Here is a 23,903-nt window from a genome sequence, read left to right as displayed (position 1 = left end):
CCCCCGCAGCGTAAGTCTGCTGCACCGTCCGGTCATCGCCCAAGGTCATCAACACAAACAACGTCTCGGCAATGTTATTGGACTGCTTCAAACGATAACTCAGCAGCGGCGTGGCGTTGTAATCCAGCACCAGGAAGTCGGCATCCGAACCCGGTTGCAGGTTACCGATCTTGTCTTCCAGGCGCAGCGCCCGCGCACCACCCAGGGTCGCCAGGTACAGCGACTTGAACGGGCTCAACCGCGCGCCCTGCAGTTGCATGACCTTATAGGCTTCGTTGAGGGTTTGCAGCAGGGAGAAACTGGTGCCGCCGCCGACGTCGGTGCCGAGGCCGACATTGAGCTTATGCTTTTCGGCCATCGGCAGGTTGAACAGGCCGCTGCCGAGGAACAGGTTCGAGGTCGGGCAGAACGAGATCGCCGAGCCGGTTTCCGCCAGTCGCGCGCATTCTTCGTCACACAGGTGCACGCCGTGGGCGAATACCGAGCGTTCGCCAAGCAACTGGTAGTGATCGTAGACGTCGAGGTAACCCTTGCGCTCCGGGAACAGCTCTTTGACCCACTCGATTTCCTTGAGGTTTTCGCTGATGTGGGTCTGCATGTACAGATCCGGATATTCCGTCAGCAATTGCCCGGCCAGGATCAGTTGTTCCGGGGTGCTGGTCGGTGCGAAACGCGGCGTCACCGCATAGTGCAAGCGACCCTTGCCGTGCCAGCGCTCGATCAGCGCCTTGCTGTCGACGTAGCTGGATTCGGCGGTATCGACCAGATAATCCGGGGCATTGCGGTCCATCATCACCTTGCCGGCGATCATGCGCAGATCTAGCTTTTCCGCCGCTTCGAAAAACGAATTCACCGATTGCGGGTGCACGCTGCCGAACACCAGCGCCGTGGTGGTGCCGTTGCGCAGCAGTTCCTTGATGAAAATATCGGCCACTTCGTCGGCGTGGGCCTTGTCGCCAAACTGGCTTTCGCAGGGGAAGGTGTAGGTGTTCAGCCAGTCGAGCAGTTGCTCGCCGTAGGAGCCGACCATGCCGGTCTGCGGCAGGTGAATGTGTGTGTCGATAAAGCCCGGTGTGATCAGCGCATCCTGATAATGGTTGATCTCGATATCTGCCGGCAGGGTTGGCAGCAGTTCGCTGGCGTGGCCGAGGGCACTGATCTTGCCGTCGTCGACCACCAGCAGGCCGTCCTCGAAATATTCATAGGAGGCTTCGATGCCGACTTCGGCAGGGTCGGCAATGCTGTGCAGAATGGCGGCGCGGTAGGCTTTGCGAGTCAGAGGCATGAGGGTTCTCTAATCAGTTTGAGGCTTTGAGTTTGGCGGACTGGCTGCGGCGCGAGGCGGGCAGCAATCGGGCAATCGGTTCGGCGCGGGCGCTGTGCTGGCCGAAGTTGGCGTTATAGGTGGCGATGATTTCACCGGCGATGGAGATGGCGATTTCCACAGGCAGTTTGCCTTTGACTTCGCCGATGCCCATCGGGCAGCGCATGCGCTGCACCACGCTCGGGTCGAAACCACGATCGCGCAGGCGATGTTCGAACTTGGCGCGTTTGGTTTTCGAACCGATCAGGCCGAACCAGGTGAAATCGTTGCGCTTGAGAATCGCCGCGGTCAGCTCCAGATCGAGCTGATGATTGTGGGTCATGACGATGCAGTAGCTGCCGGCAGGCAGGTCATCGACTTCATCCACCGGCTCTTCGCTGACGATTTTACGCACGCCGTGGGGGATGTGGTCGGGGAACTCGGCCTCGCGCGAATCGATCCAGCGCACCCGGCAGGGCAGGCTGGCCAGCAGCGGCACGAGGGCGCGACCGACGTGGCCTGCACCGAACACGGCAATCTGCGCCTGGACCTGGCCCATCGGTTCGAACAGCAACACCGTGGCGCCGCCGCAACACTGGCCGAGGCTGGCACCGAGGCTGAAGCGCTCCAGATGGGTGTCCTGCTTACCGCTGGCGAGCATCTCGCGGGCGATCTGCATGGCTTTGAATTCCAGATGCCCGCCACCGATGGTGTCGAACAGGCGGTCGGCGCTGACGACCATTTTCGAGCCGGCGTTGCGTGGCGTCGAACCGAGTTCTTCGATGATCGTCACCAGCACACAGGGCTCGCCCTGATTCTGCAGGTCGGCGAGGGCGTCGATCCAGTTGTACATACACACCTCTCAGATCGTTCCCACGCTCTGCGTGGGAATGCATCACTGGACGCTCCGCGTCCGCTGTTCAGGATGCGACGCAGAGCGTCGCGGGCTGCATTCCCACGCAGAGCGTGGGAGCGATCATCAAACAACCGCGGTTTCAGCTTCGACGGCTTTCACCGCTTTCAACTGGCGCATCTGCTCACAGCCCCACAACACCCGCTCCGGCGTGGCCGGCGCATCGATCTTCGGCTGATGCTGATAATCACCGAGGCTCGCCACCGCGTCCTTGATCGCGCACCAAGCGGCGATGCCGAGCATGAACGGCGGTTCACCGACGGCTTTGGAATGGAACACCGTGTCTTCCGGGTTCTTGCGGTTTTCCACCAGTTTCACCCGCAGATCCAGCGGCATGTCCGCCACCGCCGGGATCTTGTAGCTGGCCGGGCCGTTGGTCATCAGCTTGCCCTTGTTGTTCCAGACCAGCTCTTCCATGGTCAGCCAGCCCATGCCCTGGACGAAACCGCCCTCGACCTGACCGATGTCGATCGACGGGTTCAGCGAGGCGCCGACGTCGTGCAGGATGTCGGTGCGCAGCATCTTGTACTCGCCGGTCAGGGTGTCGACGATCACTTCGCAGCAAGCTGCGCCGAAAGCGAAGTAATAGAACGGACGCCCACGGGCCTGACTGCGGTCGTAATAGATTTTCGGGGTCTTGTAGAAGCCAGTGCTCGACAGCGAGACCTGATTGAAATATGCCTGTTGGATCAGCGCTTCGAAGGTCAGAATCTGCTCGCGCACCCGCACGTGGCCGTTGCGGAATTCGACGTCCTCTTCGCTGACTTTGTAGTGCCGCGCGGCGAATTCGACCAGGCGTTGCTTGATGGTCTGTGCTGCGTTCTGCGCGGCTTTGCCGTTCAGGTCGGCGCCGCTGGAAGCAGCGGTCGGAGAGGTGTTCGGCACTTTGTCGGTGTTGGTCGCGGTGATCTGCACACGGTCGATTTCCACCTGGAACACTTCCGCCACGACCTGGGCGACTTTGGTATTCAGGCCCTGACCCATTTCCGTCCCGCCGTGGTTCAAGTGGATGCTGCCGTCGGTGTAGATGTGGATCAGCGCACCGGCCTGATTGAGGAAACTGGCGGTGAAGGAAATGCCGAATTTCACCGGGGTCAGCGCCAGGCCTTTTTTCAGGATCGGGCTGTTGGCGTTGTAGCGACGGATCGCTTCGCGGCGCTCGGCGTACTGGCTGCTTTCTTCCAGTTCGGCGGTCATCTCTTCGAGCATGTTGTGCTCGACGGTCTGGTAGTAGTGGGTGACGTTGCGCTCGGTCTTGCCGTAGTAGTTGGCCTTGCGCACCGCCAGCGGGTCGAGCTTCAGGTGCCGGGCGATCGCGTCCATCACTTCCTCGATGGCGACCATGCCTTGCGGGCCACCGAAACCACGATAAGCGGTGTTCGAGGCGGTGTTGGTCTTGCAACGGTGACCGTTGATGGTGGCATCGCCGAGATAGTAGGAGTTGTCCGAGTGGAACATCGCCCGGTCAACGATCGAGGCGGACAGGTCCGGCGAGCAGCCGCAGTTGCCGGCCAGCTCCATGTTGATCCCGTGCAGACGGCCGCTGCTGTCGAAGCCGACGTCGTATTCAACGTAGAACGGGTGGCGCTTGCCGGTCATCAGCATGTCTTCGACGCGCGGCAGGCGCATCTTGGTCGGTTGGCCGGTGAGGTGCGCGACCACCGCGCACAGGCACGCCGGGCTCGCGGCCTGGGTTTCCTTGCCACCGAAACCACCGCCCATGCGGCGCATGTCGACGACGATCTTGTTCATCGACACGTCGAGCACTTCGGCGACCAGTTTCTGCACTTCGGTCGGGTTCTGCGTCGAGCAATAGACGATCATGCCGCCGTCTTCAGTGGGCATCACCGAGGAGATTTGTGTCTCCAGATAGAAGTGCTCCTGGCCGCCGATGTGCAGCGTGCCCTGAATGCGGTGTTCAGCCGTGGCCAGTGCAGAGGCCGAGTCGCCGCGCTGGTGGGTGTGGCTGTCGAGCACGAAATGGCGCTTGCGCAGGGCTTCGACGACGTCGAGCACCGGTTCCAGATCCTCGTATTCGATGATCGCCGCCATCGCCGCCTTGCGCGCGGTTTCCAGATCTTTCGCCGCTACCGCCAGCACTGGCTGGCCGACGAACTGCACGTCATCGATGGCCAGCAGTGGGTCGCCCGGCATCAGCGGGCCGATGTCTTTCAGACCTGGCACGTCTTCGTGGGTAATGACAATGCGCACGCCTTCGAAGGCGTAGCACGGCGACGTGTCGATGCTGAGGATTTTCGCGTGGGCGCGGTCCGACAGGCGCGCATACAGATGCAACTGGTTGGGGAATTCCAGGCGATCGTCGATGTACTGCGCTTCACCGGACACATGCTTGGCGGCGCTGTCGTGCTTGACGCTGCGACCGACACCGGTGGTCAGATCCTTGGCGAACAATTCGGCCAATTCAGCCTGGGTCTTCTCTACGGCGTGATGATTAGACATAAGCGGTCACCCGAGTCTCGATGTGCGGTGTTTGCAGTTCGATGAAGTATTTGCGCAGCAGGTTCTGCGCGCTGAGCAGGCGATATTCCTTGCTGGCGCGGAAGTCCGAGAGCGGCGTGAAGTCTTCGGCCAGCGCGGCGCAGGCGCGTTCGATCACGGCGTTGTTGAACGGCGCGCCTTGCAGCACGGCTTCGCAGTGCGCAGCGCGTTTCGGAATCGCCGCCATGCCGCCGAAGGCCACGCGCGCGTCGCTGATCACGCCATTTTCCACGCGCAGATTGAAGGCAGCGCAGACGGCGGAGATGTCGTCATCCAGGCGCTTCGACACTTTATAGGCACGGAACAACTGCTCGGCGCTGGCGCGCGGGACGATGATTTTTTCGATGAACTCGCTTTCCTGCCGCGCGGTGACGCGGTAGTCGATGAAGTAATCTTCGAGGTTCAAGGTGCGGCGGGTTTCGCCTTTGCACAGCACGATCTGCGCGCCGAGGGCGATCAGCAGCGGTGGCGAGTCACCGATCGGCGAGGCGTTGCCGATGTTGCCGCCGAGGGTGCCTTGATTGCGGATCTGCAACGAGGCGAAGCGGTGCAGCAATTCGCCGAAGTCCGGGTACTCGGCATTCAACGCCTCGTAGCAGTCGGAGAGAGCGGTGGCGGCGCCGATTTCGATGCGGTCATCGAAGGTTTCGATGCGCTTCATTTCGGCGACGTTACCGACGTAGATCATCACCGGCAGAGTGCGGTGGAACTGGGTGACTTCCAGCGCCAGATCGGTGCCGCCGGCGAGCAGCCGCGCTTGTGGATAAGCGTCGTAGAGATCGGCCAGGTCAGCGACGGTCAGCGGCACCAGGCAGCGCTTGTCGCCGCTGTTGAGTTCGCCGATATCGGTCGGCGCGATGGCCTTGAGGCGGGCAATGGTCTCGGCTTCGCGGGCGTCGAACTGATCCGCAGGCTTGGCGCAGCAGGATTGTTCGGCAGCGGCGAGAATAGGGCGGTAGCCAGTGCAGCGGCAGAGGTTGCCAGCCAGCGCTTCGTGAGCCTTGGCCTGATCCGGCGCATCGCTGTTCTTTTGCAGGGCGAACAACGACATGACGAAACCGGGGGTGCAAAAGCCGCACTGCGAACCGTGGCACTCGACCATGGCTTTCTGCACGCTGTGCAGTTCGCCTTTGTGCTTGAGGTCTTCAACGCTGATCAGTTGTTTGCCGTGCAACGACGAGACGAAAGTCAGGCACGAGTTGAGGCTGCGATAGCGAATATGTTCACGCCCCGTGTCATCGGTCTGCAACTCGCCAACCACCACGGTGCAGGCGCCGCAGTCACCGCTGGCGCAACCTTCTTTGGTGCCGGGCTTGCCTACGTGTTCGCGCAGGTAATTGAGCACAGTCAGATTCGGGTCCAGGGCGTGCTCGCTACGGAGTTCCTGGTTAAGTAAAAACTGGATCACGGAAGGCCTCGCAGACTCATTATTGTTGTTAACCGACGTGAACCGAATTTAGCAGGTCTGACTTTTCGGTCAATGGTTTTCTGACTTAAAGGTCAGGAAAATCCGTTTCGTCGATCAACAGCGTGTCTATTCAGTATTGACCTTCATCGGTCACTGCGCTTTTTTGCGGGATTCGTGCCAAAAACCGCTGAGTGGGCACTCCGCCATGACCGTGCATTTGCGCTACACTGCGCCGCTTGTGCAGATCGATAGAGTTTGAAGGACAACCATGACGTTCAAGGCGCCGGACAGCCTCGCCGAGCAAATCGCTCACCACCTCGCCGAACGCATCATTCGTGGCGAAATGAAGCCGGGAGAGCGCATCCAGGAACAGAAGGTCACGCTGGCGCTCAACGTCAGCCGCGGTTCGGTCCGCGAAGCCTTGCTGATCCTCGAGCGCCGTCACCTGATCGCGATCCTGCCGCGTCGTGGCGCCCACGTTACCGAGCTGACGCCGCACAAGGTGCAGAGCCTGTGCACGCTGATGAGCGAGCTGTACATCCTGCTTGGCAATTCGGTGGCCAATGGCTGGCAAGTGCAGTCGGACATGGCGCCGTTCGTGCAGATCCAGCAGCGCCTGACCGCCAATTACGAACGCGGCGACATCCGCAGCTTCGTCGATGACAGCTTTGCGGTGATGCGCGCCGCCTATCCGTTTGCCAACAATCCGTACCTGCAAGAAACCGTCGAGAACCTCCAGCCGGCGATGAGCCGCGCGTATTTCCTCGCCCTCGAACAGCGCAAGGCGGAAATGAGCGAATTCCTCGAACTGTTCGAACGCTTGCTCGCCGCCGTACTCGCCCGTGATTTGCCGCAGATCCGCATCGTGCTCACGGCGTATGCCCAGCGCAGCTGCGATCTGGTGGTGTCTGCGCTGACGGTTGCCTGAGCGTGCGGCTGAAGTGCATCAAACTGGCGGGGTTCAAATCCTTCGTCGACCCGACCACGGTGAACTTCCCCAGTAACATGGCGGCGGTCGTCGGGCCGAACGGTTGCGGCAAGTCGAACATCATCGACGCCGTGCGCTGGGTGATGGGCGAAAGTTCGGCGAAGAACCTGCGTGGCGAGTCGATGACCGATGTCATCTTCAATGGCTCGACCAGCCGCAAACCGGTGAGCCAGGCCAGTATCGAACTGGTGTTCGACAACTCCGACGGCACGCTGCTCGGCGAATACGCCGCCTACGCGGAGATTTCCATCCGCCGCAAAGTCACCCGCGACAGCCAGACCACTTATTACCTCAACGGCACCAAATGCCGTCGGCGCGACATCACCGATATCTTCCTCGGCACCGGCCTCGGCCCGCGCAGCTACTCGATCATCGAACAGGGGATGATCTCCAAGCTGATCGAATCCAAGCCCGAAGACCTGCGCAATTTCATCGAAGAAGCGGCGGGCATCTCCAAGTACAAGGAGCGTCGCCGTGAGACTGAAAACCGCATCCGCCGCACCCACGAGAACCTCGCCCGCCTGACCGACCTGCGCGAAGAGCTGGAGCGCCAGCTCGAGCGCCTGCACCGTCAGGCCGAGGCGGCGAAAAAGTATCAGGAACTCAAGGCCGAAGAGCGTCAGCTCAAGGCGCAACTGTCGGCCCTGCGCTGGCAGGATCTTAACGAGCAGGTCGGCCAGCGCGAGTCGATCATCGGCAATCAGGAAGTCAGCTTCGAAGCGCTGGTCGCTGAACAGCGTAACGCTGATGCGGCCATCGAGCGCCTGCGCGACGGTCACCACGACCTGTCCGAACGCTTCAATCTGGTGCAGGGCCGCTTCTATTCGGTCGGCGGCGACATCGCCCGGGTCGAGCAGAGCATTCAGCATGGCCAGCAGCGGTTACGCCAGTTGCAGGACGATCTGAAAGAAGCCGAGCGCGCTCGTCTGGAAACCGAGTCGCATCTGGGCCACGACCGCACGTTGCTGCTGACCCTCGGCGAAGAACTGGACATGCTCACCCCCGAGCAGGAAGTTACCAGCGCCGCCGCCGAGGAAGCCGCTGCGGCCCTCGAAGAAGCCGAAACCACCATGCACGGCTGGCAGGAGCAGTGGGATGCTTTCAACCTGACCGCTGCCGAACCGCGCCGTCAGGCTGAAGTCCAGCAATCGCGAATCCAGCAGCTGGAAAGCAGCATGGAGCGTCTGGCTGACCGGCAGAAACGCCTCGCTGAAGAGCGCGCGTTGCTGTCCGCCGACCCGGAAGACGCGGCGATCATGGCGCTCAACGAGCAGCTCGCCGAGTCCGAAGCGACCCTCGAAGATTTACAGACCAGCGAAGAAGCGCAGGTCGAAAAGCTCGAACAACTGCGTCAGGAATTACAGCAAGCGTTGACCGCACAGCAGCAGGCGCAGGGCGATCTGCAGCGGCTCAATGGGCGTTTGGCGTCGCTGGAAGCCTTGCAGCAGGCCGCGCTCGATCCGGGCACCGGCACCGCCGAATGGTTGAAGGAACACAATCTCGCCGAGCGTCCGCGTCTGGCCGAAGGCCTGAAGGTCGAGGCCGGTTGGGAGCTGGCGGTGGAAACCGTGCTTGGTGCCGATCTGCAAGCGGTGCTGGTCGACGATTTCAGCGGCTTCGATCTGTCCGGTTTCACCCAAGGCGATTTGCGCCTGCTCAGCCCGGCCAGCGATGGCGTGCGGGTGGCGGGCAGTCTGCTGGACAAAGTCGAGGCGCAGATCGATCTGTCGCCGTGGCTCGGCCAGGTCAAACCGGTCGACAGCCTTGAACAGGCGCTGGCCTTGCGTGGCCAGTTGAGCGCCGGGCAAAGCCTGATCAGTCGCGATGGCTATTGGGTCGGTCGGCACTTCTTGCGTGTACGTCGTGCCAGCGAAGCGGAAAGCGGCATGCTCGCCCGTGGCCAGGAAATCGAAGACCTGCAACTGGAGCGTGAAGAGCGCGAAGCCACGGTCGAGGCCATGGAAACCCGCCTGCAAACCCTGCGCGCGCAACAGCGCCAGCAGGAAAACGGCCGCGAACATCTGCGCCGCTTGCTGCAGGACGAAGCGCGCCAGCAAGGCGAACTGAAAGCGCAGTTGTCTGCTGGTAAGGCCAAAGCCGAACAGCTGACATTGCGCCGCACCCGTCTCGATGAAGAACTGGTCGAACTCGCCGAACAGCGCGAGCTTGAGCACGAACAGGTCGGCGAAGCGCGCATGAATTTGCAGGAAGCGCTGGATTCCATGGCGCTCGACACCGAGCAGCGCGAGTTGCTGCTGGCCCAACGCGACAGCCTGCGCGAACGCCTCGATCGCGTGCGTCAGGAAGCGCGGCAGCACAAGGATCACGCCCATCAATTGGCCGTGCGTCTCGGCTCGCTGCGTGCCCAGCACGATTCCACGCGACAGGCGCTGGAGCGTCTGGAGATGCAGGCCGAGCGCCTCACGGAAAAGCGCGAACAGTTGAGTCTGAATCTGGAGGAGGGCGAGGCGCCGCTGGAAGAGCTGCGTCTGAAACTCGAAGAGTTGCTCGACAAGCGCATGACCGTCGATGAAGAACTCAAGACCGCGCAGATCGCTCTGGAAGACGCCGATCGGGAATTGCGCGACGCGGAAAAACGCCGCACCCAGGCCGAGCAGCAATCGCAGTTGATTCGCGGCCAGCTCGAACAGCAACGCATGGAATGGCAGGCGCTGACCGTACGGCGCAAGGCTTTGCAGGATCAATTGCTCGAAGATGGCTACGATCTCAATGGCGTGCTCGCCACATTGACCGCACAAGCCAGTGAACGCGAAGCCGAAGAAGAACTCGAACGCATCAACGCGCGGATTCAGCGCCTGGGTGCGATCAACCTCGCGGCCATCGATGAATACACGCAACAATCGGAGCGTAAACGTTATCTGGATGCGCAGGACGCCGATCTGGTCGAGGCGCTGGAGACCCTGGAAAACGTCATCCGCAAAATCGATAAGGAAACCCGCAACCGTTTCAAAGATACCTTTGATCAGATCAACGGTGGTTTGCAGGCACTTTTCCCGAAAGTTTTCGGTGGCGGGCGCGCGTATTTGGAACTGACGGGCGAAGATCTACTCGATACAGGGGTGACGATCATGGCGCAGCCGCCCGGGAAGAAGAACAGCACCATCCATTTGCTCTCCGGCGGCGAAAAAGCCCTGACTGCACTGGCCCTGGTTTTTGCCATCTTCAAGTTGAACCCGGCGCCGTTCTGCATGCTCGATGAGGTTGACGCGCCACTGGATGACGCTAACGTTGGACGCTACGCACGCCTGGTCAAAGAGATGTCGCAGACCGTGCAGTTCATTTACATCACCCACAACAAGATCGCCATGGAAATGGCCGAGCAGTTGATGGGTGTGACGATGCATGAACCGGGCTGTTCGCGACTGGTGGCGGTGGATGTCGAGGAGGCGATGGCGATGGTGGACGCCTAGCGGCGCCGCTGCAAGTTACAAGCTCCAAGCTGCAAGTGGACGGCTTGTGGCTTGGAGCTTAAAGCTTGTAGCTGCGAAGCCTTTGATCGTGCTAGTTTAATGTCAATTTTTCGTATACGTGGGCAAAACGCCTGTCAGAACATAGAGTTGGCGCCACGTTTTAAAGCGGTTTACGCAGTGTAAACCCCTTATTTTTCAGCATTTTTTATAGAGGCACGGGATTACATGGAAATCGGTCTGCGCGAGTGGCTGATCGTCATCGGCATCATTGTGATAGCCGGTATTCTTTTCGATGGCTGGCGCCGTATGCGCGGCGGCAAGGGAAAGCTGAAATTCCGTCTCGACCGGAGCCTGTCCAATCTGCCGGACGAGGACACCAGCGCCGAGCTGTTGGGCCCGGCCCGCGTCCTGGACACGCACAAAGAGCCGCAACTGGACGAGCACGATCTGCCGTCGGTGAGCATGCCCAACCGCGAAGCCCGCGAGCCGCGTGAATCCGGTTCGAAACGTGGCAAGCGCGGCAGCAGCGGCCCGGCGCAGGGCGACTTGAACCTCGACCTCGATCTGGACGGCGGCCCGAGCTTCAGCAGCCGCGATGACGATTTCGCCGAAGACAGCAAGCCTGCAGCGGCCGTGGCGGAAAAAGATCAGCCGCAAGCCGAAGAAGTCCTGGTGATCAGCGTGATTTGCCGCGACCCGGCCGGCTTCAAAGGCCCTGCGCTGCTGCAGAACATTCTCGAAAGCGGCCTGCGTTTCGGCGAGATGGACATCTTTCACCGTCACGAAAGCATGGCCGGCAACGGCGAAGTACTGTTTTCCATGGCCAATGCGGTCAAGCCGGGCATCTTTGATCTGGACGACATCGACCACTTCAGCACTCCGGCGGTGAGCTTCTTCCTCGGTCTGCCAGGCCCGCGTCATCCGAAGCAGGCTTTCGACGTGATGGTCGCGGCAGCCCGCAAGCTGTCCCAGGAACTGAACGGCGAACTGAAAGACGATCAGCGCAGCGTGCTGACCGCGCAGACGATCGAACACTACCGTCAGCGCATCGTCGAATTCGAACGCCGCGCATTGACCCAGAAGCGTTGATACAAAAGGTCGTTCCTGTTTAACAAGACGATCGGCAAAATAATTGAGCAGCCTCGGCTGCTCTTTTGCTTTATGAGAGAACACCCATGACCGCCGCCAAAACCCGCATTCTAGAGCTGCGCGCTGAGCTGGATCAGCACAACTATCGCTATCACGTTCTCGACGAGCCGAGCATTCCCGATGCCGAGTACGACCGCTTGTTCCACGAGCTCAAGGCACTGGAAGCGGCCAGCCCGGAACTGATCACCAGCGACTCGCCGACCCAGCGCGTCGGCAGCATGGCGTTGACCGCGTTCACTCAGGTGCGTCACGAAATTCCGATGCTCAGCCTCGGCAACGCTTTCGAAGAATCCGACATGCGCGAGTTCGATCGCCGCGTCAGCGAAGGCCTCGACGTGCCGGCCGGCGATCTGTTTGGTGGCGGCGCGGCGGTGGAATACAGCTGCGAGCCGAAGCTCGATGGCCTGGCGGTCAGCCTGCTGTATCAGGATGGTCTGCTGGTGCGCGGCGCCACCCGGGGCGATGGCACCACCGGCGAGGACATCAGCGTCAACGTGCGTACCGTGCGCAATATTCCGCTGAAGCTGCACGGCGAAGGCTGGCCGGCGACGCTGGAAGTGCGCGGTGAAGTGTTCATGTCCAAGGCCGGTTTCGAGCGCCTCAATGCTTCGCAACTGGAAATCGGCGCCAAGACCTTCGCCAACCCGCGCAACGCGGCAGCAGGCAGCCTGCGCCAGCTCGACTCGAAGATCACCGCCAACCGTCCGCTGGAATTCTGCTGCTATGGCATCGGTCAGGTGTCTCACGATATCGCCGACACCCACATCGGTAACCTCAAGCAGTTGCAGAAGTGGGGCATGCCGATCAGTCACGAACTGAAGCTGGCCAAGGGCATTGATGAGTGCCTGGAGTATTACCGCGACATCGGCGAACGCCGTAACTCGCTGGCCTATGAAATCGATGGCGTGGTGTTCAAGGTCAACAGCATCGCCGACCAGCGTGAACTGGGCTTCCGCGCCCGCGAGCCGCGCTGGGCGATCGCACACAAATTCCCGGCGATGGAAGAACTCACCGAGCTGCTCGACGTGGAATTCCAGGTCGGCCGCACCGGTGCGGTGACTCCGGTGGCGCGTCTGAAACCGGTGAAGGTCGCCGGCGTCACCGTGGCCAACGCCACGCTGCACAACATGGACGAAGTCGCGCGGCTGGGCCTGATGATCGGCGACACGGTGATCATTCGCCGCGCCGGTGATGTGATTCCGCAAGTGGTGCAGGTAGTCATCGAGCGTCGCCCCGATGACGCGCGCCCGGTGGCCATTCCTGAAAGCTGCCCGGTGTGCGGCTCCCACGTTGAACGCACGCAACTGGTCAAGCGCAGCAAGGGCAAGGAAACCTTCAGCGAAGGTGCGGTGTATCGCTGCGTCGGCCGACTGGCCTGTGGCGCGCAATTGAAGCAGGCGATCATTCACTTCGTCTCGCGCCGGGCCATGGATATCGAAGGCTTGGGCGACAAGAGCGTCGAGCAACTGGTCGACGAGGGTCTGGTCAATTCGCCGGCTGATCTGTATGCGCTGAAATTCGACGACATCGTCGATCTGGAAGGCTTCGCCGAGGTATCGAGCAACAAGCTTCTCAAAGCCATCGAGGACAGCAAGCAACCGAGCCTGGCACGTTTCATCTACGCCCTCGGCATTCCCGATGTCGGTGAAGAAACGGCCAAGGTGCTGGCGCGCTCGCTGGGTTCACTGGAGCGCGTGCAACGGGCCTTGCCGCATGTGCTGACCTACCTGCCGGATGTCGGCCTGGAAGTGGCGCACGAGATCCACAGTTTCTTTGAGGATGCGCACAACCAGCAGGTCATCAGCGAATTGCTCGGCCATGGTCTGCAGATTCAGGATCAGGGCGAACTGGGCGCCGAATTCGCCGCCAGTACCACCCTGGGCGGCTTGCTCGACAAACTGCACATTCCTTTCGTTGGCCCCGGTGGTGCGCAGAAACTCGCCGACCGCTTCGGCTCGCTGGAAGCGGTGATGAACGCTGACTGGCTGGACATGCGCCAGGCATTGCCGGAGAAGCAGGCCAACTCGGTGCGCGAGTTCTTCGCCTCGCCTGAGCATCGGCAACTGGCCGAGCGGGCCGAGCAGCAGCTGCGCGATTTCGGCATGCATTGGCAGAGCGAGAAAAAAGTCGTCGAAGGTCTGCCGCTGTCCGGCGAAACCTGGGTGCTGACCGGCAAGGTCGAGTTGATGAGCCGGGATGTGGCCAAGGATCATCTGGAAAGCCTGGGTGCCAAGGTCGCCGGTTCGGTGTCGGCGAAAACCCATTGCGTCGTCGCAGGCCCGGGTGCCGGCTCGAAACTGACCAAGGCCAACGAACTGGGTGTGAAGGTCATGGACGAGGAAGCGTTTATCGCCTTCCTCAAAACCCACGGCGTCCCTGTCTGACCGGACGAACCCCTGTGGTGAGGGGATTTACCCCTGTCCGGATGGACACCTGTGGCGAGGGGATTTATCCCCGTTCGGCGACATCGTCGTCGCAGAACCATACGACTCGGTATACCTGATTAACCGCGTTGTATGGTTTTGGGGGTCGCTTCGCAACCCAGCGGGGATAAATCCCCTCGCCACAATGCTGCTATCACTCGGCTGCGCGGTTATGGGTGGGAACGATGTTGTCTTCAGGATGATCTAGTCTTGGCCAGTCCCAGGGAGAGATCGCCATGCACCGTTTTTTCGAGCAGCTCAGTTCCCGCATCATCGCGCCGTTCGTGGCCGGATCCTCGCGCAACAGCAAAGTCTGGCCGTGCCGTTGCGGCCAGTCGCTGTTCTTTCGCAACAGTCAGTGCCTGGCCTGTAACGCCTTGCTTGGCTATCAACCTGAAGAAAGTCGCCTGACCTCGCTGCAGCCGGGGCCGGAAGAGGGCACCTGGACACTCGACGCCGATCCCGACGCCGGACTGTTCCGCCGCTGCGCCAACCTCGACATGCCCGCCGCGTGCAACTGGCTGCTGCCGGCCAACGATCACGACACCTTGTGCATCGCTTGCAGCCTCAACCGCACCATTCCCGACCTGTCCGTCGCGGAAAATCCCGAACGCTGGCGCAAAGTCGAAATCGCCAAGCGTCGACTGGTCGCGCAACTGATCACCCTCGGCTTGCCGGTCATCCCGAAAACCACGGATGAAGAAACCGGGCTGGCGTTCGACTTCATCGGTGTCGACCTGGAAGGCAACGCGCCGATGACCGGCCACGCCAATGGCCTTATCACCCTCGATATCAAAGAGGCCGACGACGCTCACCGTGAGCAGGTCAGGGCGGCGATGCACGAACCTTACCGCACGCTGCTCGGGCATTTTCGCCATGAAGTCGGCCACTACTACTGGGATCGCCTCATTGCCAACGGCCCTTGGCTGGACGCGTTCCGCAATCTGTTCGGCGACGAGCGCGCCAGTTACGCCGAGGCGCTGGACCGGCATTACCAGCAAGGCGCGCCGCTGGACTGGCCGCAGCACTACGTCAGTGCCTACGCGACCATGCACCCGTGGGAAGACTGGGCGGAAACCTGGGCGCATTACCTGCACATGATGGATGCGGTCGACACGGCGCTGGGCTTCGGCATGAGCGCGCGGGAAATGGACTTCGACTATCAGCCATTTCCCACCAGCACCCTGTACGATCCGGAGCACCCCGGCGGCACGGCATTCCTGTCGTTCGTCAATGCGTGGATCGAATTGGCCGGCATGCTCAACGAACTGTCGCGCAGCATGGGCCAGCCGGATTTCTACCCGTTCGTACTGCCGGCGGCGGCGATCGCCAAGTTGCACTTCATTCATCTGGTGATCCAGCAGGCGGGCGGCAGGGCGGATGAGGTGCTGGCCTTGTAGGTGTCGCAGGCCGTGATGTTTATGTCCTTGAAGCCGTTCAGGTTTTTTATCTGCAACCAACGGTTGTAAGTTCATCTCAGACAGGTACAATGGCGCGGCTCGCCGACAGGCAAGCGTCGTTATGGTGACCCCATCGGTCCCCCCGCAACGATTACCCGTGAACCTGGTCAGATCCGGAAGGAAGCAGCCACAGCGGGAACATTGTGTGCCGGGGTGTGGCTGGTGGGGGCACCACCTTAACGAACCTACCGAGAATTCAAAGAGAACTGCATGGGTTTCGCCCACTGCGGTTTTTTTATGCCTGCGATTTGGCTAGTGGCGTTGACCCGCCATCGGAAACGTGCGGATCAGCCGCGCAGCGTCCCGGTGCCCGTGCGGCTGTCGACAGCGAACAGTGGCATACTCCCCGCCTGGCATTGAGAGGTAAGGCAAGTGGGTGAAATCGACGATCTGACTCGTGAAAAACTGCGCGAATGGCAGATGCGGCGTCTGGAAGTCAAAACGCAGATGCAGGATCAGCCCGAGCGCACGCTGGAGTTGTCGCGAGTGCTCGACCTGATGGATGAGGAGCACGCCGCGATTCTGGCGGCTTCGACCGTGTTCAATGCGGCTGAAGAAGCTGCGCAGCCGCTCGCGGTGCAGGACCAGCCCGCCCTCGCTGAATCGGTGGCCGGCCAGTACGACCTGCAACTGCACGCCAGCGCGCAAAACCCTGAACACCTGCGCAAACTGCTGGAAATGGCGCTCTACGAAGTGCAGGCGCAGATCGATGCGGGGGCGGTGGCCAGCGGCGATGAACGACGCGGCATGTCCGGCACGCTCGGCGGTTACTCCTTCGAGCTGCGGATCAGCCCCGAGGCCAGCCGTGAGGGAAACTTGCCGCAGTCCCAGGAAATGCACGACGAGAATGACCAGGACTGATCTGGTGTTGTATTAAAGCCCAGGCGGCGAGGTTGTATGCACCCGGAACATTTTGATTTGGCCACCCCGGTATTTCTGCCCATCACCCATGATGCGTGTACGGCGCTGTTGCAGCCCGAGGGTGACGCGACACTGGCCAGCCTGAGCGACCCGGAACTGGCGGCAGTGCTGGTCATTCAGAACCTCGCCCAGGCCACGGAACAGGATTTGAGCGCCAGCGCAGCGGAGAAGATTCTCGCCAGACTCATTGACTGGTCTGTCACCTCCCGGCGCTCCGGATCAGCGGGACTGCTTGCAGAGGCGCGGCGTCTGTTCGATTCGCGCAAATTGTATTTCGGCCTCAATGCGCTCAAAGGTCTGAACCTGCGCTTTCTCATGGCCGATGAAGTCACAGCGCAGGAATACCTGTTGCCCGGCGGGAAATGGGATGTGGACTACAAAGTCCGCCACCAGCAACAGAACAACCCGTTTCGCCAGCAAATGGTCACGCCACGCGAGCGTGAACACTGGTTAAGCGCGGCGCAGGACAAACTGCTGCGAACCTTCCGTGCCAACCTCGACGAAGACCTGCACGTGCAGGGTTATGCGGGCATCGGCAAGAGCTACATGCTCAGCGCGCTGATCGAGTGCCTGCGCTCGAAACGCACTCTGGTACTGGCGCGCACCCCGGCGAAACTGGCGACGCTGCGCAAGCACATCGTGCAGGTCCACGACACGGAAATTGGCCAGACCTTTTTCGATTTCGCCCAGGCTCAGCTGCTTGGTCCCCGGTTGCCTATGGCCAGGACGCCGACGCGTCTCCCGAGCAAACAGGCGCTGGCGCAGGAACTGAATATCTTCGGCTTTCGCCACCACGACGGGCCGGGCACCCTCGAGGTTTGTCTGCGCGTGCTCAAGCTGTACTGCGCCTCAAGAGATCACACGCTGTCCGCCAGGCACTTGCCGCACTTCCAGCAGCCCTTGACCGGCGCTGACTCGCAGGCGCTGCTGGAATACTCCAGTCGCCTGTGGGTGTATCTGGAAGCCAATCCGGCCTGGGCCAGCCAGAGCGGTTTTCCCACGTTGCTAATGATCAAACGCGCCAGTCTGGCCGGTTGCCGCGTCCCGCCGCGCTACACCCATGTGATCATCGACGAAAGCCAGGATGTGCCGGCGTCGTTGCTGCAAATCATCGAGCGCGGGCAGCAGGTGCTGATCACCCTCGGCGATGAGTATCAGCAGGCCACGGGCGAGGCGCCCAAGCGCAAGCGTGAAGTTCGTCAGAGCGATATCTGCTATTCGGTGCGCTCGGGGCGCAATGTCGAGCGCCTGGTCAATCCGCTGATCTCGCGCCATACGCACAAGAGCAAAGTGCCGTTCGAAGGCGCTCGTCACGCCGACGTCGATATCGAGTACTACCCGCAAGCCTTCGTGCCGCCCGAAGGTTGCGTGGTGCTGACCGCTTCACCGTGGGACACGATGATGTGGGCCATCCATCTGCACGACTCCAGTTGCGCCTTCAGTTTCCCCGACCGGGAAGCGCAGGACGACATCAAGCATTTCATGACCACCGCCATCGAGCTGTTCCGCCGCGATTTCTACAACGCCGGATCCAGCGAGAAAGGACCACACCCGTATTTCAGCGACATGGCTCATTGGCAGCAGGTGCGTGAGGCCAACCGTTTCGACGAGGCGTTTTTGTGGATCGAAGCGCAACTGCAAAACGGCTTCATGATTGCCGACCTGACGCGACTGAGCCAAAAGATCATCGAGCCGGGCAAGGCCTGTCTGTTGATGATGGCCGAGCGGGCTGGCGGCATGGAGTTCAGGCGCGTGCTGTTGACCCGGACGTTGCTCAGTAACGAGAAATTCAAGGATGCCTACGAGTTCGATCAGCGCATCTGCGCGGTGTACATCGCCGTGTCTCGTGCCCGGCAGCAGCTCTATCTGCCTTACGACGTGGTCGAGTGGATCGATTATCACCACAGCCGTGAGCCGAAATTCCGCGAATCGCACGGTTATTGACCCGGCCCACATGGGGTTAGGGTGTGGTTGAAGAGGCGCCGGTGTACAACCGGATTATGTCGTCGATCTCGCCGGACATTTTCATCCGCAGCAACGTGCGCAGGATCCGCTGCACCGGCACGTTCGGGTCGTTCCTCACATAGCAGCCGATATTCTGTTCCTGCAGCACCGCGACCCCTTGCAGCTGCTGCTCCGGCAACAGGCGCTGATTGATCCAGTCCAGCGTCCACTGATTGCTCACCGCATAGCGGTATCGCCCGGCCAGCAGCTTTTCCAGTACCTGTTCCTGATTGCGCGCGTCTTCGCGTTGCAACTGGTCGGCGTCGAACAGCGGTTGCAGGGTAGGGTAGCTGTAGCCGAGAACGGTGCCGATGGCCTGGCGCGGCAGCCGGGCGGGATTGATCTGCGCCGGTTGTTCCTTGCGGCTGATCAGCAGGTCGCGCTGAAACCACAACGGCACGCTCCAGATGTAATCGCCGGACTGATTCGGCAGCCACGACTGTGCGGCATAGCAGCGCACGTCGATGTCGCCGTGCTCCATGGCGCTCTGTACCCGCGCGCGCGGCAGGACGACGAATTGCGCTGGCGCGCCAACCTGGGTCGCCAGGCTGAGCAGGACGTCATGCAGGATGCCTTGGGTCGGTCTGCCGCCTTGCAGTTGCACCATCGGCATCGCCCAACTGTCCGGCACGGCGAAGCGCAACGGCGCTTGCGCTGCCATCGCGTTGAGGCTGATACCCAGCAATGCCACCACGGCCCACCGCATAGACGCTCCGGTAATTCCCCATCCCGAGCTGATAAAAGCCTCTGCTGATGCAGCTTAGCCATATTAGACGAGGACACCGGATGCAATTTTGCCCTTGCTCCGCTAGCATTAGCCGCTTCTGCTTCCTTCGCTGCGACGGTTTTCGATGAGTTATCAGGTTCTTGCACGTAAATGGCGTCCACGCTCGTTCCGCGAAATGGTCGGCCAGACCCATGTGCTCAAGGCTCTGATCAATGCCTTGGACAGCCAACGGCTGCACCACGCCTACCTGTTCACCGGGACGCGCGGGGTCGGCAAGACCACCATCGCGCGGATCATTGCCAAGTGCCTGAACTGCGAGACAGGGATCACCTCCAGTCCCTGCGGCGAGTGCTCGGTGTGCCGCGAGATCGATGAGGGGCGTTTTGTCGACCTGATCGAGATCGACGCCGCCAGCCGCACCAAGGTCGAAGACACCCGCGAACTGCTCGATAACGTGCAGTACGCGCCAAGTCGTGGGCGCTTCAAGGTCTACCTGATCGACGAAGTGCACATGCTTTCCAGCCATTCCTTCAATGCGCTGTTGAAAACCCTCGAAGAGCCGCCGCCCTACGTCAAGTTCATCCTGGCGACCACCGATCCGCAGAAACTTCCGGCAACGATTCTTTCGCGCTGCCTGCAGTTCTCCCTGAAGAACATGACGCCCGAGCGTGTGGTCGAGCACTTGACCCATGTGCTGACCGCGGAAAACGTACCGTTTGAAGACGATGCACTCTGGCTGCTTGGTCGCGCTGCTGACGGCTCGATGCGTGACGCCATGAGCCTGACCGATCAGGCCATCGCGTTCGGTGAAGGCAAGGTCCTCGCGACCGACGTGCGCGCGATGCTCGGCACGCTGGATCACGGTCAGGTCTATGACGTGCTGCATGCGCTGATCGAAGGCGACGCCAAGGCGTTGCTCGAAGCCGTGCGGCATCTGGCCGAGCAAGGCCCGGACTGGAACGGCGTGCTCTCGGAAATTCTCAACGTGCTGCACCGCGTGGCCATCGCTCAGGCGCTGCCTGAAGGCGTCGACAATGGCCACGGCGACCGTGATCGCGTATTGGCCCTGGCCCAGGCGTTGCCGGCCGAAGATGTGCAGTTCTATTACCAGATGGGCCTGATTGGTCGCCGCGATTTGCCGCTGGCGCCGGACCCGCGAGGCGGTTTCGAGATGGTCTTGCTGCGAATGCTCGCGTTCCGCCCGGCGGATACGGCAGATGCACCGAGGCAACCGCTAAAGCCAGTGGGGATCAGCCAGGCCACAGTTGATTCCGCAAACTCAGTGGCTGCCGCGCAGAAGCCTGCGCCGGTGGTCGCTGCGGCTGTTGCGCCCACACCTGCGCCCGCACCGGTAGCCGCGCCAGAACCTGTGGCTGCGGTTGTCGAAGCACAACCGGAGCCTGAGCCAGTCGCCGTCGAAGCCGTGGTCGATCTGCCGTGGAACGACCCGGTGGAAGCCGAGGCCGAGCCTGCGCCCGTTCAGCAACCCGCCGTCGAACCAGTGCTGGAAACCGCTGGCGAGCAGCCCGAGCTGCCGCCGATGCCGCTGCCGACCCCGGACAGCGTGGTGCCGGATGCGCCGGAGTGGGCCGCCGCGCCGATTCCCGAGCCGTCCGTCGCCGACGTCGATGCCGCTACGCCGGGCATGGACATGGACGACGAACCGCCGCTGGATGAAGACTACATCGAGCCGGATATGGATTCGGCCTACAGCTACCTCGACGAACTGGCCAGCGAACACGCCGCCGATCCAGAACCTGAGCCCGAGCCGGAACCTGCCGCCGCACCGGCCACCGGTCTGGCCCTGCAATGGCTGGAGCTGTTCCCGAAACTGCCGATTTCCGGCATGACCGGCAGCATCGCCGCCAACTGCACGTTGATTGCGGTCGACGGCGATCACTGGCTGATGCACCTTGATCCGGCTCACAGTGCCCTGTTCAACGCCACGCAACAGCGTCGTCTCAACGACGCGTTGAACCAGTTCCACGGGCGCACGCTGACGCTGACCATCGAGCTGATCAAGCCTGAGCAGGAAACCCCGGCCCAGGCCGCCTCGCGCCGCCGCGCCAATCGCCAGCGTGAGGCGGAGGAATCGATCCACGGTGATCCGTTCATCCAGCAGATGGTTCAGCAGTTCGGCGCGGTGGTGCGAAGCGATACTATTGAACCTGTCGACGCCTTGGTCACCCAAGGCTAATAACTGAAGGTGCTCGGCCAAGATGGCCGGGCGCTGTTTTATCCAAGTACGTTTGAGGTGATTCCCATGATGAAAGGTGGCATGGCCGGCCTGATGAAGCAGGCGCAGCAGATGCAGGAAAAAATGGCCAAGATGCAGGAAGAACTGGCCAACGCCGAAGTCACCGGCAAGGCCGGCGGCGACATGGTCACCGTGGTGATGACCGGTCGTCACGACGTTAAAAGCGTGAGCATCGACCCAAGCCTGGTCGAAGGCCTGAGCGAAGACGACAAAGAGATGCTGGAAGCCGTGGTCGCTGCCGCCGTCAACGACGCCGTGCGCAAGATCGAAGCCAACAGCCAGGAAAAAATGGGCAGCATGACCGCCGGCATGAACCTGCCAGCGGGTATGAAACTGCCATTCTGATTCGCCTTTGGGCGGCAGATGAGCTACACAAAATGCCAGGCGTCGTGCCTGGCATTTTTGTTTCTGCGCGGCGCGGATCGTTCCTGCGCTCTGCGTGGGAATGCCTCTGGGGACGCTCCGCGTTCCAGCTAGCGATTGGGACGCGGAGCGTCCCGGGCTGCATTCCCACGCAGAGCGTGGAAACGATCAGTGGGAGCGCGCCTCGGTCAAAACTGCAGAAACATCGAACACACCACCGCTACCAAGGTCTGCTCCCTATACACCGAATTCCCCATTCACAGGAGACGCTGACATGTCCGACCCTCTCACCCTCAATCAACGCTTCGTCCTCGCCTCGCGCCCGACCGGCGCGCCGACCCCGGAGAACTTTCGTCTCGAGCGCGAGGCGCTGCCGGATCTGCAGGACGGTCAGGTATTGCTGAAAACCCTGTACCTGTCGCTTGACCCGTACATGCGCGGGCGTATGAGCGACGCACCGTCCTACGCTGCGCCAGTGCAAATCGGCGAAGTCATGACTGGCGGCGCGGTCAGCCGGGTCGAGCAGTCCAATCACCCGAAATTCCACACCGGTGATCTGGTGGTTGGCGCCACCGGTTGGCAGAGCCACAGCATCAGCGACGGCCGCAACATCATGCCGATCCCGGCCGGCCTGCCGAGCCCGTCGATGGCCCTCGGCGTACTGGGCATGCCGGGCATGACCGCCTACATGGGCCTGATGGACATCGGCCAGCCGAAAGAGGGCGAAACCCTGGTGGTGGCTGCGGCATCCGGCGCCGTCGGCTCGGTGGTCGGGCAAGTGGCGAAGATTAAAGGTCTGCGCGCGGTCGGCGTGGCCGGTGGTGCCGAGAAGTGCAAATACGTCGTTGAGGAGCTGGGTTTTGATGCCTGCATCGACCACAAGGCCGATGACTTTGCCGAGCAACTGGCCAAGGCCTGTCCCAACGGCATCGACATTTACTACGAGAACGTCGGCGGCCATGTCTTCGACGCGGTCGTGCCGTTGCTCAACCCCAAGGCGCGCATCCCGTTGTGCGGCCTGATCGCCGGCTACAACGCCGCCGAGGCGCCGACCGGCCCGGATCGCCTGCCGATGCTGCAACGCACTTTGCTCACCAAGCGTGTGCGTATTCAGGGCTTCATCGTCTTCGACGATTACGGTGATCGTCAGCCGGAATTCATCAGCCACATGGTGCCGTGGGTACGCGACGGCAAGGTGAAATTCCGCGAGGACGTGGTCGAAGGCCTGGAGCAGGCGCCCGAGGCGTTCATCGGTCTGCTGGAAGGGCGCAACTTCGGCAAACTGGTGGTCCGGGTCGCCCAGGACTGAGGATTTGACGCTGGCCAGAGGCGCGGGTATAAACCGCGTCTCGTTGTTTAGTCGGACTGTTTACCCATGAGCTTCAGCCCTTTGATTCGCCAACTGATCGACGCTCTGCGCACCTTGCCAGGCGTGGGTCAGAAAACCGCTCAGCGCATGGCGTTGCAGTTGCTCGAACGTGATCGCAGCGGTGGTACCCGTCTGGCCCAAGCCTTGAGCCAGGCCATGGAAGGCGTCGGCCATTGCCGCCAATGCCGCACGCTGACCGAAGACGATCTGTGCCCGCAATGCGCCGACCCGCGCCGCGATGACACGCTGCTTTGCGTAGTCGAAGGGCCGATGGACGTTTATGCGGTGGAGCAGACCGGCTTCCGTGGCCGCTATTTCGTGCTCAAGGGGCACTTGTCGCCGCTGGATGGCCTGGGGCCGGAAGCGATCGGTATTCCGCAACTGATGGCGCGGATAGAAGAGGCGGGGACTTTTACCGAAGTCATCCTCGCCACCAACCCGACAGTGGAAGGCGAGGCGACGGCGCACTACATCGCGCAGTTGCTCAACAACAAAGGCCTGGTCGCCTCGCGGATTGCACACGGCGTGCCGCTGGGCGGTGAGCTGGAGCTGGTCGACGGCGGCACGCTGGCGCATTCGTTTGCCGGGCGTAAACCGATTTCCCTCTAAAAATCAAAAGATCGCAGCCTTCGGCAGCTCCTACAGGGAACGCATTCCAATGTAGGAGCTGCCGAAGGCTGCGATCTTT

Annotated in this window: 16 protein-coding genes and 1 other RNA gene; 12 read left to right on the top strand and 5 right to left on the bottom strand. The window is 61.5% G+C overall.

The window, feature by feature from the left end:
• From guaD to xdhA, 4 genes are all read right to left on the bottom strand, one after another.
• On the bottom strand, positions 1-1,285 hold a 1,285-nt coding region (gene guaD / locus F8N49_RS10295; RefSeq protein WP_151551336.1), incomplete at its 3' end, for a guanine deaminase.
• Positions 1,286-1,298: 13 nt separating this feature from the next.
• On the bottom strand, positions 1,299-2,156 hold the full coding sequence (gene xdhC / locus F8N49_RS10290; RefSeq protein WP_110601347.1) for a xanthine dehydrogenase accessory protein XdhC: 858 nt from the start codon (positions 2,154-2,156) through the stop codon (positions 1,299-1,301).
• Positions 2,157-2,282: 126 nt separating this feature from the next.
• The gene (gene xdhB, locus F8N49_RS10285; protein WP_016773848.1) at positions 2,283-4,676 is read right to left on the bottom strand and encodes a xanthine dehydrogenase molybdopterin binding subunit; all 2,394 of its coding nucleotides are present in this window, start codon (positions 4,674-4,676) and stop codon (positions 2,283-2,285) included.
• Positions 4,669-6,123, bottom strand: coding sequence for a xanthine dehydrogenase small subunit (xdhA, locus tag F8N49_RS10280; protein WP_122602796.1), 1,455 nt, complete (start codon positions 6,121-6,123; stop codon positions 4,669-4,671). The genes xdhB and xdhA overlap by 8 nt, the downstream gene beginning before the upstream one ends.
• A 268-nt stretch (positions 6,124-6,391) precedes the next feature.
• Between xdhA and F8N49_RS10275 the strand changes: the two genes are divergently transcribed.
• The 8 genes from F8N49_RS10275 (at position 6,392) to F8N49_RS10240 (ending at position 18,439) form a co-directional block, all read left to right on the top strand.
• The gene (locus F8N49_RS10275; protein ID WP_039763015.1) at positions 6,392-7,051 is read left to right on the top strand and encodes a GntR family transcriptional regulator; all 660 of its coding nucleotides are present in this window, start codon (positions 6,392-6,394) and stop codon (positions 7,049-7,051) included.
• A 2-nt stretch (positions 7,052-7,053) separates the two neighbouring features.
• A complete protein-coding gene (gene smc / locus F8N49_RS10270; protein ID WP_076566933.1) occupies positions 7,054-10,542 on the top strand; it encodes a chromosome segregation protein SMC in 3,489 nt (1,162 codons plus the stop codon).
• A gap of 225 nt (positions 10,543-10,767) precedes the next feature.
• Positions 10,768-11,631: a cell division protein ZipA gene (gene zipA, locus F8N49_RS10265; RefSeq protein WP_071171595.1), complete on the top strand. Its 864-nt coding sequence runs from the start codon at positions 10,768-10,770 to the stop codon at positions 11,629-11,631.
• 86 nt (positions 11,632-11,717) lie between these two features.
• Entirely contained in the window at positions 11,718-14,075 is a 2,358-nt protein-coding gene (gene ligA, locus F8N49_RS10260) for an NAD-dependent DNA ligase LigA (protein WP_151551334.1), read from the top strand.
• 275 nt (positions 14,076-14,350) lie between these two features.
• Entirely contained in the window at positions 14,351-15,514 is a 1,164-nt protein-coding gene (locus tag F8N49_RS10255; RefSeq protein WP_073473998.1) for a putative zinc-binding metallopeptidase, read from the top strand.
• A 131-nt stretch (positions 15,515-15,645) separates the two neighbouring features.
• An RNA gene (gene ffs / locus F8N49_RS10250) (signal recognition particle sRNA small type) lies at positions 15,646-15,742 on the top strand.
• Positions 15,743-15,946: 204 nt separating this feature from the next.
• The gene (locus F8N49_RS27885; protein ID WP_178116956.1) at positions 15,947-16,435 is read left to right on the top strand and encodes a hypothetical protein; all 489 of its coding nucleotides are present in this window, start codon (positions 15,947-15,949) and stop codon (positions 16,433-16,435) included.
• Between the two features lie 36 nt (positions 16,436-16,471).
• The gene (locus F8N49_RS10240) at positions 16,472-18,439 is read left to right on the top strand and encodes a hypothetical protein (RefSeq protein WP_151551331.1); all 1,968 of its coding nucleotides are present in this window, start codon (positions 16,472-16,474) and stop codon (positions 18,437-18,439) included.
• Positions 18,440-18,455: 16 nt separating this feature from the next.
• On the opposite strand, the gene F8N49_RS10235 is transcribed toward F8N49_RS10240, so the two are convergent.
• The gene (locus F8N49_RS10235; protein ID WP_071171600.1) at positions 18,456-19,205 is read right to left on the bottom strand and encodes an ABC transporter substrate-binding protein; all 750 of its coding nucleotides are present in this window, start codon (positions 19,203-19,205) and stop codon (positions 18,456-18,458) included.
• A 145-nt stretch (positions 19,206-19,350) separates the two neighbouring features.
• Between F8N49_RS10235 and dnaX the strand changes: the two genes are divergently transcribed.
• The 4 genes from dnaX to recR all read left to right on the top strand — a co-directional run bounded on the left by dnaX (position 19,351) and on the right by recR (position 23,824).
• Positions 19,351-21,423 carry a DNA polymerase III subunit gamma/tau gene (gene dnaX, locus F8N49_RS10230; protein ID WP_151551328.1) on the top strand — a complete coding sequence of 691 codons (2,073 nt, stop codon included), beginning with the start codon at positions 19,351-19,353 and terminating at the stop codon, positions 21,421-21,423.
• Positions 21,424-21,489: 66 nt separating this feature from the next.
• Complete coding sequence (locus tag F8N49_RS10225) at positions 21,490-21,828, top strand: YbaB/EbfC family nucleoid-associated protein (RefSeq protein ID WP_003223337.1); 339 nt, start codon at positions 21,490-21,492, stop codon at positions 21,826-21,828.
• 292 nt (positions 21,829-22,120) lie between these two features.
• Positions 22,121-23,155, top strand: a complete 1,035-nt coding sequence (locus F8N49_RS10220) for an NADP-dependent oxidoreductase (protein WP_016773860.1) — start codon at positions 22,121-22,123, stop codon at positions 23,153-23,155.
• A 66-nt stretch (positions 23,156-23,221) separates the two neighbouring features.
• Positions 23,222-23,824 (top strand): recombination mediator RecR, encoded by a 603-nt coding sequence (gene recR / locus F8N49_RS10215; RefSeq protein WP_016773861.1) that lies wholly within the window; start codon positions 23,222-23,224, stop codon positions 23,822-23,824.
• The last annotated feature ends 79 nt before the right edge of the window (positions 23,825-23,903 follow it).

Origin of the sequence: Pseudomonas sp. GXM4, assembly GCF_008923895.1 — a bacterium.
Taxonomy (GTDB): domain Bacteria; phylum Pseudomonadota; class Gammaproteobacteria; order Pseudomonadales; family Pseudomonadaceae; genus Aquipseudomonas; species Aquipseudomonas atacamensis.
Note: the sequence above shows the minus strand (reverse complement) of the source record. Positions and strands in the feature narration are given on the sequence as shown.

Excerpts from the sequence above, each read along its gene's own strand:
- xdhC (WP_110601347.1), bottom strand. The coding sequence starts at position 2,156 with ATGTACAACTGGATCGACGCCCTCGCCGACCTGCAGAATCAGGGCGAG.
- xdhB (WP_016773848.1), bottom strand. The coding sequence starts at position 4,676 with ATGTCTAATCATCACGCCGTAGAGAAGACCCAGGCTGAATTGGCCGAA.
- F8N49_RS10275 (WP_039763015.1), top strand. The coding sequence starts at position 6,392 with ATGACGTTCAAGGCGCCGGACAGCCTCGCCGAGCAAATCGCTCACCAC.
- zipA (WP_071171595.1), top strand. The coding sequence starts at position 10,768 with ATGGAAATCGGTCTGCGCGAGTGGCTGATCGTCATCGGCATCATTGTG.
- ligA (WP_151551334.1), top strand. The coding sequence starts at position 11,718 with ATGACCGCCGCCAAAACCCGCATTCTAGAGCTGCGCGCTGAGCTGGAT.
- F8N49_RS10255 (WP_073473998.1), top strand. The coding sequence starts at position 14,351 with ATGCACCGTTTTTTCGAGCAGCTCAGTTCCCGCATCATCGCGCCGTTC.
- F8N49_RS10240 (WP_151551331.1), top strand. The coding sequence starts at position 16,472 with ATGCACCCGGAACATTTTGATTTGGCCACCCCGGTATTTCTGCCCATC.
- F8N49_RS10235 (WP_071171600.1), bottom strand. The coding sequence starts at position 19,205 with ATGCGGTGGGCCGTGGTGGCATTGCTGGGTATCAGCCTCAACGCGATG.
- dnaX (WP_151551328.1), top strand. The coding sequence starts at position 19,351 with ATGAGTTATCAGGTTCTTGCACGTAAATGGCGTCCACGCTCGTTCCGC.
- F8N49_RS10225 (WP_003223337.1), top strand. The coding sequence starts at position 21,490 with ATGATGAAAGGTGGCATGGCCGGCCTGATGAAGCAGGCGCAGCAGATG.
- F8N49_RS10220 (WP_016773860.1), top strand. The coding sequence starts at position 22,121 with ATGTCCGACCCTCTCACCCTCAATCAACGCTTCGTCCTCGCCTCGCGC.
- recR (WP_016773861.1), top strand. The coding sequence starts at position 23,222 with ATGAGCTTCAGCCCTTTGATTCGCCAACTGATCGACGCTCTGCGCACC.